Below are 18,426 nucleotides of genomic sequence, written 5' to 3'. Positions count from 1 at the left end.
CGTGCGGACCGCGCCGGCCGACGGCCCGGCACCCGGACCACGGCCCGACGCAAGGACAATGGCCGGGTGAACGCGTTCGACCTCTCCCGCCTGCGGCCCCGGCTCCCCTCGCCCCTGGAACCGGTGGAGGACGAGCGCTTCACCCGGCGCGGGCTCACGCTGTCGCTCAAGCGCGAGGACCTCATCCATCCCGACCTGCCCGGCAACAAGTGGCGCAAGCTCGCGCTCAACCTGGCGGCGGCGGGCGGCCGTCCCGTGCTGACCTTCGGCGGCGCGTACTCCAACCATCTGCGCGCGGTCGCGGCCGCCGGACGGCTGCTCGGCTTCCCCACGGTCGGGATCGTGCGCGGCGACGAGCTGGCCGGGCGGCCGCTCAACCCCTCGCTCGCGCGGTGCGCGGCGGACGGGATGCGGCTCGTGTTCGTGGACCGCGCCACGTACCGCGCGAAGAACGACCCGGCCACGCGCGCGACGCTCCTGGAACAGGCCCCCGCGGGCGCGTACGTGGTCCCGGAGGGCGGCAGCAACGCGCTCGCCGTCCAGGGCTGCGTGGAGCTGGGCCGGGAGCTCACCGGGGTGGCGGACACGGTGGCCGTCGCCTGCGGCACGGGCGGCACCCTGGCGGGTCTCGCGGCCGGCCTGGCCGCGGGGCAGCAGGCTCTGGGCGTCCCGGTCCTCAAGGGCGGTTTCCTGGGCGGGGAGGTACGCGCCCTCCAGGAGGCGGCGTTCGGCGGGCCGCGCGGCGACTGGAGCCTGGACGAGCGTTTCCACGGCGGGGGCTACGCGCGCGTGTCCCCGGCTCTCGACGCGTTCGCACGCGACTTCGAGGCGCGGCACGGACTCGCCATCGAGCGGCTGTATGTGGCCAAAATGCTGCTCGGCCTCACGACCCTGGCGGAGGAGGGCGCGTTCCCGGCGGGCACCCGGCTCGTGGCGGTCGTCACGGGCGCCCCGGACACGCCTCGGCCCGGCGGCGGGGCCGGGCGGGACGGGGAGGCCCGGCGGGACGGCGGGGCTCAGCCCGCGGACTCCTCGCGGTAGGCGGCGGCCTCCTCCAGGTCGAGCCGGCGGAGCAGCGTCCGCATCATCTCGTCGTCGATCCGCCGGGCGTCACGCAGCTGTACGAAGACCTCGCGCTCGGCGTCGATCATCTCGCGCGACAGGCGCCGGTAGGTGTCGTCCGCGGTCTCCCCGGTGACCGCGTTGACGGCACCGAGCCGCTCCCAGACCGCGTTGCGGCGCCGCTCCAGGACCGTGCGGAGCCGGTCGGCGAGGGGCTTCGGCAGGGCGTTGCGCTCGTCGGCGAGCAGCGCGTCGAGGCGCGCCTCGGCGGCCTGCGACGCCTCGCTCTGGGCCTGCGCCTCGGCCAGGGTCTCGGCGTACCGGTCCTTCCCGGGGAGCTTCAGGAAGCGGATGAGGGGCGGCAGGGTGAGGCCCTGCACGACCAGCGTGCCGATGACGGTGGTGAAGGTGAGGAAGAGGACGAGGTTGCGGGCCGGGAACTCCACGCCGTCGGTGACCACGGGGATGGAGAAGGCGATGGCGAGCGAGACCACCCCGCGCATGCCGGCCCAGCCGACGACGAGCGGGGCCCTCCAGTCCACCTCCGGCTCGCGTTCCCTGATCCGGGCGGAGAGGCGGGGCAGGAAGGTCGCCGGATAGACCCAGACGAACCGGACCACGACCACCGCGACGAACACCCCGGCCGCGTACCAGGCCGCCTCGCCGATCCCGTACGGCCCGAGTTCCTGGACCACGTACGGCAGCTGAAGGCCGATCAGGGCGAAGACGGCGGACTCCAGGACGAAGGCGACCATCTTCCAGACGGCCTCCTCCTGGAGGCGGGTCTCGAAGTCGACCTGCCAGGCGCGGTGGCCCAGGAAGAGGCCGACCACGACGACGGCCAGGACTCCGGAGGCGTGGACCTCCTCGGCCGCCGCGTAGGCGACGAAGGGGATGAGGAGGGAGAGCGTGTTCTGCAGGAGGGAGTCGCCGAGGTGCCGGCGCAGCCAGTGGATGGGGACCATGAGGACCAGGCCGACGCCGATGCCGCCGAGGGCCGCGAGCGCGAACTCCCCGAGGCCGCCGGCCCAGCTCAGGCCCTCGCCGACGGCGGCCGCGAGGGCGACCTTGTACGCGGTGATGGCGGTCGCGTCGTTCACCAGGGACTCGCCCTGGAGGATCGTGGTGATCCGGTTCGGCAGGCCGAGCTTGCGGGCGATGGCGGTGGCGGCGACCGCGTCCGGCGGGGCGACGACCGCGCCGAGCACCAGGGCGGCGGTGAGCGGCAGATCGGGCACGAAGACGTACGCGAGCCAGCCCACGGCCACGGTGGCGAAGAGGACGTACCCGACGGAGAGCAGCGCGACGGGCCGGATGTTGGCCCGCAGGTCGAGGTACGAGGAGTCGACGGCCGCCGTGTAGAGGAGCGGGGGCAGGATCAGCGGCAGCACGATGTGCGGGTCGAGGGTGTAGTCCGGCACTCCGGGGACGTAGGCGGCGGCGAGACCGGCGGCGACCAGGAGGAGCGGTGCGGGCACCGGGGTCCTGCGGGCGAGTCCCGCGATCGCCGCGCTCGCCGCCACGAGTGCCACCAGCTGTAGAGCGTCCATGCCCGTCCCCGTCTCGTCCCGCAACGTAACCTGGCCATCATGAGCGAGTGCCCGCACGTTGCCGAAATGCCGCGCCCCGAACCGGCGCCGCTGGCCGACACCTGCCCGGAGTGCCTGGCGGACGGTACGCATCCGGTCCAGCTGCGGCTCTGTCTGACCTGCGGGCACGTGGGCTGCTGCGACTCCTCGGCGGGGCAGCACGCGACGGGGCACTTCTCCACGACGGGGCACCCGGTGATGCGGACCTTCGAGCCGGGCGAGGCCTGGCGCTGGTGCTTCGTGGACGGGTCGATCGTCTGAGTCCCCGGCCGGACCGATGGTCCGACCGTCCGGCGATTCGGCCGTTCGACGATTCGCCCGCCCCACGGTTGGGTACGTCACCCCTCCGCCGGTCGCTCGCTTTCGGCCCCCGCAGCCCCCTACCCACCGTACGTACCCATGGGCCTACCATGGGTGACGACCGGGGACCGGGGGGCCGGTGGGGGCAGGGGTGCGCGGCGACACGGCGGGACGGATCGCGATAGCGTCACGGCGGACTGCGCAGCCCCCTGCGTACCGCCCGGTTCGGGGGCCTCTCCCCCCGAGCCCCGAATGAGCTTGTGCCACCTTGGAGGTGAGGGTGTCCCAGATCGCAGGCGAGCCCGGGACCCAGGACTTCGTGGAAGTCCGGCTGCCCGCTGCGGGTGCCTATCTGTCCGTGCTGCGTACGGCCACGGCCGGCCTCGCGGCGCGCTTGGACTTCACCCTCGACGAGATCGAGGACTTGCGGATCGCGGTCGACGAGGCCTGCGCCATCCTGCTCCAGCAGGCCGTGCCGGGATCCGTCCTCAGCTGTGTCTTCCGGCTGGTCGACGACTCCCTCGACGTGACCGTCTCCGCCCCGACCACGGACGGCCGGGCGCCCGAGCGGGACACCTTCGCCTGGACGGTGCTGTCGGCACTGGCCGGGAAGGTGGAATCGTCGGTGGCCGATGACCGTACGGTCTCGATCAGCCTGTACAAACAGCGCGGCGCGGGGCCAGGCCCGGCGTGAGGCGCGGGGACGCGACGGCCGGCATCCCTGAGCAGCAGGCACGGCCGTATGAGGTCGCTACGGAGCAGGCGGACCAGATGAGCGAGCACGAGCAGCACCACGAGGTTCCCGAGACACCAGGCGTCTCCGAGGCCCCCCGGGGCCCCGCGCGTGCGGAGGGCTCCTCCGAGGCGGGCGGGGGCGCGGCGGCGACCGCGGAGACGGTCACCGGGGCCGTCGCCGGGACGGCCGCGGAGACGGTCACGGAGACGGTCGCGGAGACGGAGAAGGCGGAGGACGGGGACGAGCCCGACGACGTCCCCGACGTCCCCGTCACCCCGGACCCGCACGACCGGAGCGGCGCCCGCGCGCTCTTCGTCACGCTGCGTGAGCTGCCGGAGGGTTCCCTGGAGAAGGCCGAGCTGCGCAACCAGCTGGTGCGGATGCACCTGCCACTGGTGGAGCACCTGGCCCGGCGTTTCCGCAACCGCGGCGAGCCGCTGGACGACCTGACGCAGGTCGCGACCATCGGTCTGATCAAGTCGGTGGACCGGTTCGACCCGGAGCGCGGCGTCGAGTTCTCGACGTACGCGACCCCGACGGTCGTCGGCGAGATCAAGCGCCACTTCCGTGACAAGGGCTGGGCGGTCCGGGTGCCGCGCCGGCTCCAGGAGCTGCGGCTCTCGCTGACCACGGCGACGGCGGAGCTCTCCCAGCAGCACGGCCGCTCGCCGACCGTGCACGAGCTGGCCGAGCGGCTCGGGATCTCGGAGGAGGAGGTCCTGGAGGGTCTGGAGTCGGCGAACGCCTACTCGACGCTCTCCCTGGACGTCCCCGACACGGACGACGAGTCGCCCGCGGTGGCGGACACGCTCGGCGCGGAGGACGAGGCCCTGGAGGGGGTGGAGTACCGCGAGTCGCTCAAGCCGCTGCTGGAGGACCTGCCGCCCCGGGAGAAGCGGATCCTGCTGCTTCGCTTCTTCGGGAACATGACCCAGTCGCAGATCGCGCAGGAGGTCGGCATCTCGCAGATGCACGTGTCCCGGCTGCTGGCCCGGACCCTGGCGCAGCTGCGGGAGAAGCTCCTCGTGGAGGAGTGAGGGACCGCTACGTGGTGTCCTGACCGGGGCGCCGGATGCCGAGCGCCTCGGTCGTGGCCGGGTTCACCAGGAGGACGAGCCCGGTGAGGGCCAGGAGTCCGAGGACGACGCCGGCCGGGATCATCACGCTGTTCGCCTGGATCATCTGCCAGGCGACCGGCAGGGCCAGGATCTGGGTGATCACGGCCGGACCGCGGCTCCAGGAACGGCGCGTCCACAGGCCGCGGGCGGCGGCGAGCGGGATGAGCCCGAGTGCGACGAGCGTCACAGCGCCCGTCGCGGCACCGGTGAGGTCCTCGGACGTCCCGGTCAGTGCGTGCACCAGCATGTAGACACCCCCGACGAAGAGGCCGAGGGCCTCGACACCGGCCACGGCCGCCGCGGCGGCGAGTCGGGCGGGGCGGGGGGTCTGCTCCGTGCTGCTCTCAGCGGGACTGCTCATACAGGGCAGGGTAGCGGGGGCCGCCCGGCCCGCCGGAAGCCGGGCGAGGCAGGCCGGTGGAGCCGGGCGGGAGGACGTAGGCGGAGCCGGGGAGCACGTCGGCGAGGCCGGGCGGGAGGACGTAGGCGGAGCCGGGCGGCAGCACGCAGGCGAGGCCCGCGGACGCGGCACCCGACCCGGGTGGTCGCGCTTGCCCGAGGGCGGGTGGATACGTCCAGGGTTCGGGCTGGACTGGGCCCGGTACCGCCGGGTAGGTACCCTGGCGCTCATGCGCGCACTTCTCGTGGTCAACCCGGCAGCCACCACCACCAGTGCCCGCACCCGTGACGTGCTCATCCACGCGCTGGCGAGCGAGATGAAGCTGGAGGCGGTCACCACCGAGTACCGCGGGCACGCGCGGGACCTCGCCCGACGGGCCGCGGACTCCGGCACCATCGACCTGGTCGTGGCCCTCGGCGGCGACGGCACGGTGAACGAGGTCGTCAACGGACTGCTGCACGGCGGGCCCGACCCCGACCGGCTCCCGGGCCTCGCGGTCGTCCCCGGCGGATCGACGAACGTCTTCGCCCGCGCCCTCGGACTGCCGAACGACGCCGTGGAGGCGACCGGCGCCCTGCTCGACGCGATGCGTGAGCGGCGCGCACGCACAGTGAGCCTCGGTCTCGCCTCGGGAACACCGGGCACGGAGGACGAATCCGTCCCCTCCCGCTGGTTCACCTTCTGCGCCGGTCTCGGTTTCGACGCCAGCGTCATCGGCCGGGTCGAACAGCAGCGGGAACGCGGGAAGAGATCCACCCACGCCCTTTATCTGCGCCAGGTGGTGCGCCAGTTCCTGGAGGAACCGAACCGCCGGCACGGCACGATCACCCTGGAGCGCCCCGGCGCCGAGCCGGTCGAGGACCTGGTCCTCTCCATAATCTGCAACACCTCCCCCTGGACCTACCTGGGCAATCGCCCGGTGTACGCGTCCCCGGAGGCCTCCTTCGAAACCGCGCTGGACGTCCTCGGACTGCGCCGTCTCTCCACCCCGGCGGTGGCCCGGTACGCCACCCAGCTGCTCACCTCGACCCCGGAACGAGGGCCGCGCGGCAAGCATGCGGCAACTCTGCACGACCTGACCGACTTCACCTTGCATTCCAAGGTTCCCCTCCCCCTGCAGATGGACGGAGACCACCTGGGACTGCGTACGAGCGTGACGTTCACAGGCGTACGCCGTGCACTGCGTGTGATTGTGTGAGTGGAAGGGCCTAAAGTCCTTTCACTCGAACGTTTAGGCGCGCATCCACCCCTTAGAAGTACGGCTGTGACCTAGCCGACACCGAGGAATCAAAAAAAACTTTCCGGAAGGGGTTGTATCCGTTGCTGGGGTTTGGGAGTCTCTTCTTGGCGATCGGGACGGCCCGCAACACCGGCCTCCACTGAGAGCCAGAACCCCTCCTCAGTCTTAGGACCACACCAGTTCACCTGGCAGTCGGCCCTTCCCTTGCGGGGGGATTCGTGAAAGCGTTCACATTCACAAGCAACCAGCTTGTAACACCCTAGAGAGGTAGCAGCCATGGACTGGCGTCACAACGCCGTTTGTCGTGAGGAAGACCCCGAGCTGTTCTTCCCCATCGGCAACACCGGTCCTGCGCTGCTGCAGATCGAGGAAGCCAAGGCCGTCTGCCGCCGCTGCCCCGTCATGGAGCAGTGCCTGCAGTGGGCGCTCGAGTCCGGCCAGGACTCCGGCGTCTGGGGTGGCCTCAGCGAGGACGAGCGCCGCGCGATGAAGCGCCGTGCCGCTCGCAACCGGGCGCGTAACGCCAGCGCCTGACGCCCACCGACAGCCTGAGGCGAGCGGCGCATACATCGCGTATGCAATCACCGCCCTTGAGCCGCAGCGCGCAGCAGTAACCCACAGCATTCGAGCCCCGGACCGACTTCTTCGGTCCGGGGCTCGCTGCTGTGTTCCTCACTTCAGCGGCTGCACGGGGATGTCGAGGACCACCTTCGTACCGCGCTCGGCGCCCGGCAGCATGTCGAAGGATCCGCCCAACTCCCCTTCCACCAGGGTCCGTACGATCTGCAGACCGAGGTTGCCGGCCCGCTGCGGGTCGAATCCCTCGGGCAGACCGCGGCCGTCGTCCTGGACCGTGATCAGGAGCCGGGCGTCGGGCCTGGGTTCGCCCCGTACGGCGGTGACCTCGACGGCGCCCTCGTCACCCGGGGCGAACGCGTGTTCCAGGGCGTTCTGGAGGATCTCGGTGAGGACCATCGAGAGCGGGGTCGCGACCTCGGCGTCGAGAATGCCGAAGCGGCCGTTGCGCCGGCAGGTCACCCGGCCCGGGGAGATCTCGGCGACCATCGCGATCACGCGGTCGGCGATCTCGTCGAACTCCACCCGCTCGTCCAGGTTCTGGGACAGCGTCTCGTGGACGATCGCGATCGAACCGACGCGCCGCACGGCCTCGTTGAGGGCCTCACGGCCGCCCTCGGAGTCCATCCTGCGGGCCTGCAGGCGCAACAGGGCGGCCACCGTCTGGAGGTTGTTCTTCACCCGGTGGTGGATCTCCCGGATGGTGGCGTCCTTGGTGATCAACTCGCGCTCGCGGCGGCGCAGTTCGGTGACGTCCCGGAGCAGGACGAGCGAACCGATGCGGGTGCCCTTCGGCTTGAGCGGAATGGCCCTGAGCTGGATCACACCGCCGTTCCCCTCGACCTCGAACTCGCGCGGCGCGTAGCCGGAGGCCAGCGTGACCAGGGCTTCGTCCACCGGTCCGCGGGAGGGGGCGAGTTCGGCGGTGATCTGGCCGAGGTGCTGGCCCACGAGGTCGGCGGCGAGGCCGAGCCGGTGGTACGCGGAGAGGGCGTTGGGCGAGGCGTACTGGACGATGCCCTCGGCGTCGAGGCGGACGAGTCCGTCGCCGGCGCGGGGCGAGGAGTCCATGTCGACCTGTTCGCCGGGGAAGGGGAAGGTCCCGGCCGCGATCATCTGGGCGAGGTCGGACGCCGACTGGAGGTAGGTGAGCTCCAGGCGGGAGGGGGTGCGGACGGTCAGGAGGTTGGTGTTGCGGGCGATGACGCCGAGGACGCGGCCCTCGCGGCGGACGGGGATGGACTCGACCCGTACCGGGACCTCCTCGCGCCACTCCGGGTCGCCCTCGCGGACGATCCTGCCCTCGTCGAGCGCGGCGTCGAGCAGCGGGCGGCGGCCGCGCGGCACGAGATGGCCGACCATGTCGTCCTGGTAGGAGGTGGGGCCGGTGTTCGGCCGCATCTGCGCGACGGAGACGTACCGCGTTCCGTCGAGGGTCGGGACCCAGAGGACGAGGTCGGCGAAGGAGAGGTCGGAGAGCAGCTGCCACTCCGACACCAGCAGGTGGAGCCACTCGAGGTCCGAGTCGCTCAGGGCGGTGTGCTGGCGCACGAGGTCGTTCATGGAGGGCACGGTGCGAGCGTACCCGCGGAATAAAGGGGCGGTGAACCTGGATCTCCGGGGCTCCGTGCTGGAGGATGGGCCAGGAAGGACCGTGTTCCTGTGGATGGACAGACAAGAATGGTCTAGTCCACAATGAATGCGATAGACCTCCATCCTCCCCGCACAGGAGGATGGAACGAGGTACCCGACGCTCTCTGCCCTGACTGCGTCGAGACCTCCCACACGGCCGAGGGACCGCACACCCCCGGCCGGAGCAAAACTCCGGGCTGCGGTGCCGGGCGGGCTGAGGGTCCCGCCGGGCGCCGCGGCCCGCGGGTGTTTCCGGAGCCGCTCGGCAGCCGAACCGATCCTCTGCGCCCTACCCCTGTTCCGCGCGCCCCATCTGCCGCGGTTCCTCCGTGCGCCGCGGCGGCCAGGCCAGCATCGCCGTCGCCGCGACGGCCGCCAGCTCCTCCCTCGTCGCCCCGTCGCGGGCCTGCTGGGACAGCCCCTGGAGGACGGCGCCGCTGAAGCGGGCGAGGGCGCGGGCGTCGGTGTCGGCCGGCAGCTCCCCCGAGGCGATGTCCTGACGTATCCGGGTCTCGAAGGAGGCCAGGTTGCGGTTCCTGCGCTCGCGCAGGGCCTCCTCGACCTCGGGGGTCGAGCAGTTGACCGCGGCGGAGATCATCAGGCAGCCCCGGGGGTGGCCGCTCTCCGTGAAGAGCTCGGCGCTCTCGCTCAGGACCCGGCCGATGGCGCCGCGGGCGGTCGCCTCCTCCGCGAAGGCCCGGTCGCCGTACGAGCCGTACGAGCCGGCGTACGCCTCGACGACCTCCTCGAACAGCGTCTTCTTGTCGCCGAAGGCCGCGTAGAGGCTGGGGGCGCTGATGCCCATGGCGCGGGTGAGATCGGCGACGGACGTCGTCTCGTAGCCGTGCTCCCAGAAGGCCATCGTGGCCTTCTCCAGGGCCGTGAGCCGGTCGAAGGAGCGGGGGCGGCCACGCGGTGTCGTCACCATGGAGTGAATTCTATAGCGAGTGCTACGGAAGTGGGGTACGGTCTTTCCGTAACGACCGCTACAGAAATGAGGGGGGCGTCGTCATGGGCGTGCTCGACAGCAGGACCACGGAGGACCGGACCGGGAGGCTGGCCGGGAGGACAGCGCTGGTGACAGGTGGCAGCCGGGGCATCGGACGGGGGATCGCCCAGCGGCTCGGCCGGGAGGGCGCGCGGGTCGCGGTGCACTACGGGAGCAACGAGGCGGCGGCGAAGGAGACGGTCGCGGCGATCGAGGCCGCCGGCGGCGAGGCCTTCGCCATCGGGCAGGAGCTGGGGGTCCAGGGGGACGCGGAGGCACTGTGGGCCGCGTTCGACGCCCACGCGGACGGCCTGGACATCCTGGTGAACAACGCGGGGATCGGGGCCTCCGCACCCTTCGCGACGATCGGCGCCGAGGAGTACGAGCGGGTCTTCGCCGTCAACGCCAGGGCACCGTTCTTCCTCGCGCAGCTCGGCATGGAGCGGCTGCGGGACGGGGGCCGGATCGTGAACGTCTCGACGGGCCTCTCGCACACGGCGGCGATGCCGGACCTCATGGCGTACGCGATGTCGAAGGGCGCGCTCGACGTGTTCACCCGCTATCTGGCGAAGGTGCTGGGCTCGCGCGGGATCACGGTCAACGCGGTGGCGCCGGGCATCGTGGACACCGACATCAACGCGGGCTGGCTGCGGGGGAACGACGAGGCCTGGGCGGGAGCGGCGGCGATGTCGGCGTTGGGCAAGGTCGGCACCCCGGAGGACATAGCCGACGTGGTGGCCTTCCTGGCCTCGCACGACGGGCGCTGGGTGACCGGGCAGTGGATCGACGCGACGGGGGGCTCCCTGCTCTGATCCCAGGGGCCCGAGGGGCTCGAGTGGCTGGTGGGAGACGGGCGGCCGACGATGGAGGCGGCGGGGGCGTCCGGGGGGCGGAACGGCATGAGGGGAAGGCCCCTCCTCTGCTAGATTTGGCTTGATTGGTCTATACCACATGGCTCCTCACCAGCCCCTCACCAGATCGGCAGGCACAGCGTGGAAGTTGTCATCGTCAAGGACGCCAAGGCGGGCGGCGAGCTCATCGCGGACGGCATCGCCGGCCTCCTGCGCCGCAAGCCCGACGCGCTGCTCGGCGTGGCCACCGGCTCGACTCCGCTGCCCATCTACGACGCCCTGATCGCCCAGGTCCAGGCCGGTTCCGTCGACGCCTCGCGGGCCCGGATCGCCCAGCTGGACGAGTACGTGGGACTGCCCTCGGGCCACCCCGAGTCGTACCGCTCCACCGTGCTCCGCCAGGTCGTCGAGCCGCTCGGGCTCTCCCCGGAGGCCTTCATGGGCCCCGACGGCTCCGCCGAGGACGTCCTGGCGGCCTGCGAGGCCTACGACACGGCGCTCTCCGAGGCCGGTGGCGTGGACCTGCAGATCCTCGGCATCGGCACCGACGGGCACATCGGCTTCAACGAGCCGTGCTCCTCGCTCGCCTCCCGCACCCGGATCAAGACGCTCACCGAGCAGACCCGCGTGGACAACGCCCGCTTCTTCGACAACGACATCGAGCAGGTGCCGCACCACGTCATCACCCAGGGCATCGGCACCATCCTGGAGGCCCGTCACCTGGTGCTGCTCGCCACCGGTGAGGGCAAGGCCGAGGCCGTGGCGCAGACCGTCGAGGGCCCGGTGGCGGCGCTCGTGCCGGCCTCCGCGCTGCAGCTGCACCCGCACGCCACGGTCGTGGTGGACGAGGCCGCCGCCTCCAAGCTGAAGCTCGCGGACTACTTCCGTCACACCTTCGCGAACAAGCCCGCCTGGCAGGGCATCTGAACCGCCCGGAATCCCCGTGCACGACGAAGGGGCCCGGCACCTGTTCAGGTGCCGGGCCCCTTCGCGTACGTCCCGTCAGGCGCCGTCCGGTCAGGCGCCGGTTCCGGCGACGGCCTCGGCGGCCGCGCGGCCGCAGACCCGGGCCGCGCCGTGCGTGGCGATGTGCAGGGCCCCGCGGGACTCCGCCTCGTTGAGGCCCATCTCGACCACGACGGTGTCGGGGCGGGCCGCGACCAGGGCGTCCAGGGCCTCGGTCATCCACGCGTGCCGGTGGGCGTCGCGGACGACCGCCACGATCCGGCGCTCCCCCGCGGCGGCGAGGAGGGCATCCACCGAGGAGTCGGCGTAGGAGCCGGTCTCCGTGCCGGGCAGCAGCCGCTCCAGTTCGGCGGCGATGCCCCAGGGGGTCTCGTCACCGACGGCGAAGTTCGCGACGGGGGTGAAGGAGGCCACGTAGGGGGCGCTGCCCATCGGGGTGTACGGCTGCTTCCCCCGGGTCACCTTCAGGGCCCTGCGGGCGGCGACGAGTCCGATGTCGGTGCCGGGCGCGGTCCCCTCCTGCACTGCCGCGCCCGACACCGATTCAGCCCCCCTGGCCCGGTGCGCCTGGGTCCAGGCCGCCAGGGCGCGCACGCGCGCCGCGGCGTCGGCCAGCCGCTCCTCGGGCAGTTCACCGGTCCGTACCGCAGTGACGAGCGCGTCGCGCAGCTGCAGCACGGTGTCCTCGTCGCACAGCCCGCCGCCGACGCAGATGGCGTCGGCGCCCGCGGCGATGGCGAGGACGGATCCACGCTCGATGCCGTACGTCGCCGCGACGGCCTGCATCTCCATGCCGTCGGTGACGATCAGCCCCTCGAAGCCCAGCTCCTGGCGCAGCAGACCGGTGAGGATCTGCGGGCTCAGGGTGGCCGGACGGTGGGGGTCGAGCGCGGAGAGCAGAATATGCGCGCTCATGACCGCCTTGGTACCCGCGGCGACGGCCGCGCGGAAAGGCACCAGCTCACGGGCGTGCAGTGTGGCGAGGTCCACATCGATCCGGGGCAGCGCGTCGTGGGAGTCCACGTTCGTGTCGCCGTGTCCGGGGAAGTGCTTGGTGCAGGCCGCGATCCCGACGCCCTGGAGGCCGTCGACGTACGCCACGGTGTGCCGGGCCACCAGGTCCGGGTCCGGCCCGAAGGACCGGACGCCGATGACCGGGTTCTCGGCGTTGGAGTTGACGTCGGCGGACGGCGCCCAGTTGAGGTCGACGCCGCAGGCCGCGAGCCGGCGGCCGAGTTCACGGGCCACGGCCCGGGTGAGCTCGACGTCGTCGACGCTGCCCAGGGCGTAGTTGCCGGGGAACGAGGAGCCCTGCTTGACCTCCAGGCGGGTGACGTCGCCGCCCTCCTCGTCGATGGCGACGAGGACGTCGTCCCGCTCGGCCCGCAGCTGCGCGGTGAGCGCGGTGAGCTGCTCGGGGCTGACGATGTTCCGGCCGAACAGGCCGACGGACGACAGTCCCTCGCCGATGCGGCGGAGCAGCCAGTCGGGCGCGGTGGTGCCGACGAACCCGGGCTGGAGCACCGTGAGCGCGTCACGGGTCAGGGTGTCCGTGCCGTGTACGAGTGTGGTCATGGGGAGCCCTTATCCCTTCACCGCGCCGGCGGTCATGCCGCCGACGGCCTTGCGCTGGAGGAAGAGGAAGACGACGAGCACGGGAAGCGCGAAGAGCGTCGAGGCGGCCATGGTGGCGCCCCAGTCGCTGCCGAACGCGGTCTGGAACTGGGTCAGCCAGAGCGTCAGCGTCTGCGACTCCTTCTCCTTGTTCAGCATGAGGATCATGGCGAACTCGTTCCAGGCGGTGATGAAGCCGAAGAGCGAGGTCGACATCAGGCCGGGGGCGAGCAGCGGGAAGATCACCTTGCGGAACGCCTGGCCCCGGGTGCAGCCGTCGATCTGCGCGGCCTCCTCCAGCTCGACCGGGACGGCGGCGATGAAGCCGCGCAGGGTCCAGATCGTGAAGGGGAGGACCATGACGAAGTAGATGAGCGTGAGCATCGGAATGCTGTTCAGCATGTCGTTCTCACGGGAGATCATGTACATCGCGATGACCATGACCTCCCAGGGGGCCATCTGCGCCATCATCACGATGAGGACGATGCCCTTGCGCCCCTTGAACCTCATGCGGGCGATCGCGAAGCTCGCGGCCAGCGCGACGAGAAGGGCCAGCAGTACGGCGCCGATGGTGACCATGAGGCTGTTGGTGACGTACGTCCAGAACAGGTCGACGCCGGTCGCGGTCGAGTAGTTCTCGAACGTCGGCGTGAAGACGAAGACGGGGTCCTTCGTCATGATCTCGTGCTGCGGCTTGAGCGAGGACGAGAACATCCAGTACACGGGGAAGACGAAGACGACCGCGAGAACGAGGGCGGTGAGGTTCTTCGCGACCACGCCGACCGTGAGCGGCCTCCTGGTGCGCAGCTTCTGCGGAGTCTCGGTGGTGGCGCTCACAGCTCCTCCTCCTGCTTCAGGATCAGGCGGAAGTAGAAGGACATGACCGCGATGAGCATCACGATCGTCAGGATGGAGATGGCGGCGGCGACACCGTAGTGGAACTGGCCGACGCCCTCGATGTAGGCGAAGACGGGGAGCGTCTCGGAGCCGCGGTCGGGGCCGCCCTGGTTCATGGCGTAGACCTGGGCGAACGCCTTGAAGATCCAGATGATCTCCAGGAACGTCGTGATCATGAAGAAGGACTTCAGGTTCGGGAAGACCACGGCCCAGAAGGTGCGCCAGCCGCTGGCGCCGTCCATCTTCGCGGCCTCGTACAGCTCGGACCCGATGGTGGTCAGGGCGGCGTACATGTTGAGGGCGACGAACGGGATGGAGCCCCAGACCAGCAGGATCATGATGATGACGAGGGTGGAGAACCCGGTCTCGAACCAGTTGTGCTGCTCGTAGCCGTCGAAGCCCAGGGTGCGCATCAGCCAGTTCACGACGCCGAACTGCTCGTCGAAGAGCCAGCGGAAGACGGTGACGGAGGCGACGATCGGCATGGCCCAGGCGAACATCAGGGCCAGCGAGAGGACCAGTCGCATCTTCTTGCCCAGGCGGTTGAGCAGCAGGCCCACGCCCGTGCCGATCGCCATGATGAGTGCGACGTTGACGGCGGTGAAGACGACGCTCCGGACGACGACGGTCCAGAAGTCCGGGTCACCGAGGAGCTCGGTGTAGTTGTCGAAGCCGGTCCAGACGGTCTCGCGGGTGATGAACTCCTTCCGGTTGAGCTCCTGGAAGGAGAGGATCACATTGCGGATCAGCGGGTAGAGCAGCAGCACCGCCATGGACAGCAGGGCCGGCGCGACGAGCAGGTACGGCAGCCACCCGCTGGGCAGGGATCGTCTGCCGCGCGAAGGCTTAAGGACTTCCTTCGGGCCCGAAGGGGGTGGCGGAGTCTGAGACTTCCCTGCCGCCCTCCCGGGCGCGTCCTGAGGATCGGCGGTCGCCGTCCCCTGGGAGTCCACGGTCATGGTCTTATTCCTCGCGGTTCTGGGGCTCCCGCGCCCACCGGGGCGCGGCCCGGGGGAGCGGGCCGCTGATCACTCGTGAAGCGCCGATGGTGCGGCCGGTGCGTGACCGGCCGCACCACCGGGCTACGGATTACTGCTGGTGCTGCTGATTACTGCTGGTTGATCCGCTCGTTGATGACCTTGTCGGCCGCTTCACCGGCGGTCTTGGCGTCCTCGCCCTTCAGGACCTTGGTCATGAAGTCCTTGATCGGGTTCGGGGCGGTCTCGACGTTCGCCCAGCCCGGGGTCACCGGGGTGACCTTGCCGGAGGCGGAGGAGGCGGCCATGGCCTCGGCGAAGGAGCCGGCGGCCGGCTTGAACTGCGCGGAGTCGGTGTTCGGAAGCAGCGCGCCCTCGGTGGCGGCGGCGTACTTCGTCATGTACTCCTTGCCGGCGGCGAGCGCCAGCCACTCCTTCGCGAGGTCCTTGTTCTTGGAGCGCTCGGCGATGGCGAGGTTCGAGCCGCCGAGGAAGACGGAGCCCGGCTTGTCGGCGGTCTTGCCCGGGATCGGGAAGTAACCGAAGTCGGCGGTCTTGCCGGCCTTCTTCATGGCGTCGATCGCGCCGCCGGCCTCCCAGCCGAGACCGATCCAGGACGCCACGCCGCCCTTGGGGACGATGTCGGTGGACTGCTGCGGGGTCGCCTCGTCCTTGTCCTTCGGAGCGGTGGAGTAGGACGCCAGCTCCTTGTAGAAGTTCATGGCGTTGACGGCCTCGGGGGAGGACAGGTTGCCCTTCCACTTGTCGCCGTCCTTGACCGCGAGGTCGCTGCCCTCGTCCCAGATGAGGCCGGCGAGGACGTACCAGGACTGGCCCGGCAGGTAGATCGCCTGCGACTTCGGGTCGGACGCCTTGAGCTTCTTCAGACCCTCGATCCACTCGGCGCGGGTCTTGGGCGGGGTGACACCGGCCTTCTTGAAGGCGGCCTTGTCGTAGACGACGACACGGTTGGCGGCGTACCAGGGGGCCGAGTAGAGCTTGCCGTCCAGCTCGTTGGAGGCGACCATGCCCTTGTTCCAGGCGTCGTAGCCCAGCGTGGCCTTGTCACCCGACAGGTCGGCGAGGCCGCCGGTCACGGCGTAGCCCGCGGTCTGGGTGTTGCCGAGCTCCAGAACGTCCGGCGGGGTGTCCTCGGAGAGCGCGGTGGTGACCTTCTCCTGGATGCCGTTCCAGATCTGCTTCTCGACCTTGACCTTGACGCCCGGGTGCTTGGCCTCGAAGGCCTTGTTCACGTCGGCCATCCACGCGTCCGGCGCGGAACCGTCCATGACCCAGACGGTCAGGGTCTTGTCGCCCCCGGCCGACGCCTTGGCGCCGTCCTTGCCCTTGTCACTGTCGGAACCACACGCAGCGATAGAGACCATCATGCCTGCGACGCCGATCGCCGCGATGAGCTTGCGCTTCACGCCACCCTCCTCAGGGATGCCTGCAACCCCTGCCCACCGCGCGAAGACATACGTCAGGTAGTGCTCGTGGGGCTGGGACCTGGTCTTTAATGGTTTAGACCAGTACCCGGAGCTTGGCCTAGACCTTTAGGGGTGTCAAGGGTGTATAAGAAGGGCAGTCGCGTCCGTTATCGGACCGACACCTGAGGGAGGGCGACGACCCGTGACCGGTCCGTGCCACCATGTGAGCCGCGACAGACGGAGGAGCCGGTGACGGCAGCAGCACAGGAGTCGGGAAGGCAGGCAATGGCCACGGACGCGGGCAGCACGGAGTCGGAGGGCGGGGCACCCACCCGTACCGCGCGCGTGCCCAAGTACTACCGACTGAAGCGGCATTTGCTCGACATGACGGAGACCCTGCCGCCCGGCACACCGGTCCCCCCGGAGCGCACGCTCGCCGCCGAGTTCGACACCTCGCGCACCACCGTGCGCCAGGCCCTCCAGGAGCTGGTCGTCGAGGGCCGACTGGAGCGCATCCAGGGCAAGGGCACCTTCGTGGCCAAGCCCAAGGTCTCCCAGGCGCTCCAACTCACCTCGTACACCGAGGACATGCGGGCCCAGGGCCTGGAGCCCACCTCGCAGCTCCTCGACATCGGCTATGTCACCGCCGACGACACGCTCGCCGGGCTGCTCGACATCTCGGCCGGCGGACGGGTGCTCCGCATCGAGCGGCTGCGCCTCGCGAGCGGGGAGCCGATGGCGATCGAAACCACCCATCTCTCCGCAAAGCGCTTCCCCGCGCTGCGCCGCTCGCTTGTGAAGTACACCTCCTTGTACACCGCCCTCGCCGAGGTGTACGACGTGCACCTCGCCGAGGCCGAGGAGACCATCGAGACCTCCCTCGCCACCCCGCGCGAGGCCGGCCTGCTCGGTACGGACGTGGGCCTGCCGATGCTGATGCTCTCCCGCCACTCGCTGGACGCCGACGGCGAGCCGGTCGAGTGGGTACGGTCGGTCTACCGCGGCGACCGGTACAAGTTCGTGGCGCGCCTCAAGCGCCCCAACGGCTGAGCGCCGACGCCACCACCGCACCACACGAACGGCCGCACCCCACCGGGTGCGGCCGTTCGGCGCCTCCGGAGGCCGTACGAAGGCATTCCGGGGCCCTACGAAGCGATGGCGGGGCCGCCCGAAGGGATTCCAGGGCCGTACGAACGGGATCCGGGGCCGCGCGAGGAGATGACGGCCGCCCGGCACCTTCCGCCTGGCAGGAACGTGACGCCTCCCCGAAACCCCCAGATCAGCGGCGCGCGGCGGCCGTCCGTACCGGCTGGCTCCTAACGGCCACGCACTTGGCGCCAGCCGTACTCCGGTGACAGGGCACCCCCGGCGGGCCAGTCTTGGACCTGTCGGAGCCGCCCGGAAGAGCCCGGGAGCGGCGCCGGGAGAACCGCCCCCGACACTCCTCGACCCCATCGCCAGGAAGGCAGTTCCGCCATGCTCGCCAGCGCCCGTTTCGCCGCTTTCGCCCGCGTTCAGGTCCGCCCCGTCCTCGCCCTGCTCGTCCCCGCCGCGGCCGCGCTGACCCTCGTCCTGGCGGCGGAGCCGGCGTCGGCGGGAGCCCCGGCGGTCGCCGACGGCGTACCGGCCGCGACCGCGACCGCGCCCGCCACCGCCACCGCCACCGCCACCGCCACCGCCACCGCCACCGCGCAGACGAACGACAGCGACAACGGATTCTCCTGGGGCTGATCGTCATCTACCTCGTCGGCATCTCGATGAGGGCATCGGACGACGACCCCGCCCCGGACACCGACCCCCCACCGGCCCCGTCCGCCGCACTCCTCGTCGAGACGCTGCACCGCGTCGCCCGTCCGCAGGACCGTTTCGAGTCCGCACGGGCGCTGGTTCTCGACCGGACGATCCGCCTGGCCCTCTACATCCGGGGCCCCGACGAGATCGAAGCCGTCGGCCACGCGCTGCTGCTCTGCCGGCGCCTCCTCGGCCACTCCCCCGAGCTCTCCCACCATCGCATCGCAGACTTCCGGCTGCTCTGAAGCGCCCCCCACGCCGC

At 70.9% G+C, this 18,426-nt stretch carries 19 protein-coding genes; 11 read left to right on the top strand and 8 right to left on the bottom strand.

All coding sequences use genetic code 11. From position 1 onward, the window contains the following. Positions 1-66: 66 nt before the first annotated feature. Positions 67-1,041, top strand: a complete 975-nt coding sequence (locus tag ACIP8Z_RS25085) for a 1-aminocyclopropane-1-carboxylate deaminase/D-cysteine desulfhydrase (protein WP_402087029.1) — start codon at positions 67-69, stop codon at positions 1,039-1,041. Here ACIP8Z_RS25085 and ACIP8Z_RS25080 read toward each other — a convergent pair. After that, entirely contained in the window at positions 1,017-2,612 is a 1,596-nt protein-coding gene (locus tag ACIP8Z_RS25080; RefSeq protein WP_402087026.1) for a Na+/H+ antiporter, read from the bottom strand. The two genes, ACIP8Z_RS25085 and ACIP8Z_RS25080, sit on opposite strands and share 25 nt — an antisense overlap. A gap of 39 nt (positions 2,613-2,651) precedes the next feature. On the opposite strand from ACIP8Z_RS25080, the gene ACIP8Z_RS25075 reads away from it, so the two are divergent. The 3 genes from ACIP8Z_RS25075 (at position 2,652) to ACIP8Z_RS25065 (ending at position 4,724) form a co-directional block, all read left to right on the top strand. Next, positions 2,652-2,912 (top strand): UBP-type zinc finger domain-containing protein, encoded by a 261-nt coding sequence (locus tag ACIP8Z_RS25075; RefSeq protein WP_187622460.1) that lies wholly within the window; start codon positions 2,652-2,654, stop codon positions 2,910-2,912. 319 nt (positions 2,913-3,231) lie between these two features. Beyond that, on the top strand, positions 3,232-3,645 hold the full coding sequence (locus tag ACIP8Z_RS25070; protein ID WP_019889334.1) for an anti-sigma regulatory factor: 414 nt from the start codon (positions 3,232-3,234) through the stop codon (positions 3,643-3,645). Continuing rightward, positions 3,642-4,724 carry an RNA polymerase sigma factor SigF gene (locus tag ACIP8Z_RS25065; protein WP_402087023.1) on the top strand — a complete coding sequence of 361 codons (1,083 nt, stop codon included), beginning with the start codon at positions 3,642-3,644 and terminating at the stop codon, positions 4,722-4,724. Before ACIP8Z_RS25070 ends, ACIP8Z_RS25065 begins: the two co-directional genes overlap by 4 nt. 7 nt (positions 4,725-4,731) lie before the next feature. Here the strand turns inward: ACIP8Z_RS25065 and ACIP8Z_RS25060 are convergent, their stop codons facing one another. Then, positions 4,732-5,166: a hypothetical protein gene (locus ACIP8Z_RS25060; protein WP_319309922.1), complete on the bottom strand. Its 435-nt coding sequence runs from the start codon at positions 5,164-5,166 to the stop codon at positions 4,732-4,734. A gap of 268 nt (positions 5,167-5,434) precedes the next feature. Between ACIP8Z_RS25060 and ACIP8Z_RS25055 the strand changes: the two genes are divergently transcribed. Then, positions 5,435-6,403 carry a diacylglycerol/lipid kinase family protein gene (locus ACIP8Z_RS25055; RefSeq protein ID WP_402087020.1) on the top strand — a complete coding sequence of 323 codons (969 nt, stop codon included), beginning with the start codon at positions 5,435-5,437 and terminating at the stop codon, positions 6,401-6,403. A gap of 318 nt (positions 6,404-6,721) precedes the next feature. Next, a complete protein-coding gene (locus tag ACIP8Z_RS25050; RefSeq protein WP_003953983.1) occupies positions 6,722-6,979 on the top strand; it encodes a WhiB family transcriptional regulator in 258 nt (85 codons plus the stop codon). Between the two features lie 138 nt (positions 6,980-7,117). Here the strand turns inward: ACIP8Z_RS25050 and ACIP8Z_RS25045 are convergent, their stop codons facing one another. Further along, a complete protein-coding gene (locus tag ACIP8Z_RS25045; protein WP_402087018.1) occupies positions 7,118-8,584 on the bottom strand; it encodes a sensor histidine kinase in 1,467 nt (488 codons plus the stop codon). Between the two features lie 358 nt (positions 8,585-8,942). Beyond that, complete coding sequence (locus ACIP8Z_RS25040; protein WP_402087016.1) at positions 8,943-9,581, bottom strand: TetR/AcrR family transcriptional regulator; 639 nt, start codon at positions 9,579-9,581, stop codon at positions 8,943-8,945. An 83-nt stretch (positions 9,582-9,664) separates the two neighbouring features. Here ACIP8Z_RS25040 and ACIP8Z_RS25035 point away from each other — a divergent pair, with 83 nt between their 5' ends. Next, positions 9,665-10,453 (top strand): SDR family oxidoreductase, encoded by a 789-nt coding sequence (locus tag ACIP8Z_RS25035; RefSeq protein ID WP_402087013.1) that lies wholly within the window; start codon positions 9,665-9,667, stop codon positions 10,451-10,453. Positions 10,454-10,633: 180 nt separating this feature from the next. Continuing rightward, on the top strand, positions 10,634-11,419 hold the full coding sequence (gene nagB, locus ACIP8Z_RS25030; protein WP_402087012.1) for a glucosamine-6-phosphate deaminase: 786 nt from the start codon (positions 10,634-10,636) through the stop codon (positions 11,417-11,419). A 90-nt stretch (positions 11,420-11,509) separates the two neighbouring features. On the opposite strand, the gene ACIP8Z_RS25025 is transcribed toward nagB, so the two are convergent. From ACIP8Z_RS25025 to ACIP8Z_RS25010, 4 genes are all read right to left on the bottom strand, one after another. Further along, positions 11,510-13,033 (bottom strand): glycoside hydrolase family 3 protein, encoded by a 1,524-nt coding sequence (locus ACIP8Z_RS25025; RefSeq protein ID WP_402087010.1) that lies wholly within the window; start codon positions 13,031-13,033, stop codon positions 11,510-11,512. A gap of 9 nt (positions 13,034-13,042) precedes the next feature. Further along, positions 13,043-13,909, bottom strand: coding sequence for a carbohydrate ABC transporter permease (locus tag ACIP8Z_RS25020; protein ID WP_402087007.1), 867 nt, complete (start codon positions 13,907-13,909; stop codon positions 13,043-13,045). Next, entirely contained in the window at positions 13,906-14,928 is a 1,023-nt protein-coding gene (locus tag ACIP8Z_RS25015; RefSeq protein ID WP_030320862.1) for a carbohydrate ABC transporter permease, read from the bottom strand. The genes ACIP8Z_RS25020 and ACIP8Z_RS25015 overlap by 4 nt, the downstream gene beginning before the upstream one ends. A 149-nt stretch (positions 14,929-15,077) precedes the next feature. Further along, entirely contained in the window at positions 15,078-16,373 is a 1,296-nt protein-coding gene (locus tag ACIP8Z_RS25010; protein ID WP_402087004.1) for an extracellular solute-binding protein, read from the bottom strand. Positions 16,374-16,658: 285 nt separating this feature from the next. On the opposite strand from ACIP8Z_RS25010, the gene ACIP8Z_RS25005 reads away from it, so the two are divergent. The 3 genes from ACIP8Z_RS25005 (at position 16,659) to ACIP8Z_RS24995 (ending at position 18,409) form a co-directional block, all read left to right on the top strand. Beyond that, entirely contained in the window at positions 16,659-17,423 is a 765-nt protein-coding gene (locus ACIP8Z_RS25005; RefSeq protein WP_319309930.1) for a GntR family transcriptional regulator, read from the top strand. 426 nt (positions 17,424-17,849) lie between these two features. Continuing rightward, positions 17,850-18,104 carry a hypothetical protein gene (locus ACIP8Z_RS25000; RefSeq protein ID WP_402087002.1) on the top strand — a complete coding sequence of 85 codons (255 nt, stop codon included), beginning with the start codon at positions 17,850-17,852 and terminating at the stop codon, positions 18,102-18,104. Positions 18,105-18,130: 26 nt separating this feature from the next. Beyond that, positions 18,131-18,409 carry a hypothetical protein gene (locus ACIP8Z_RS24995; protein WP_030320857.1) on the top strand — a complete coding sequence of 93 codons (279 nt, stop codon included), beginning with the start codon at positions 18,131-18,133 and terminating at the stop codon, positions 18,407-18,409. Positions 18,410-18,426 lie beyond the last annotated feature (17 nt).

The organism is Streptomyces sp. NPDC088553 (genome assembly GCF_044752965.1).
Classification (GTDB): domain Bacteria; phylum Actinomycetota; class Actinomycetes; order Streptomycetales; family Streptomycetaceae; genus Streptomyces.
The sequence above is the reverse complement of the archived record's forward strand: the minus strand, read 5'-3'. Positions and strand labels throughout refer to the sequence as shown.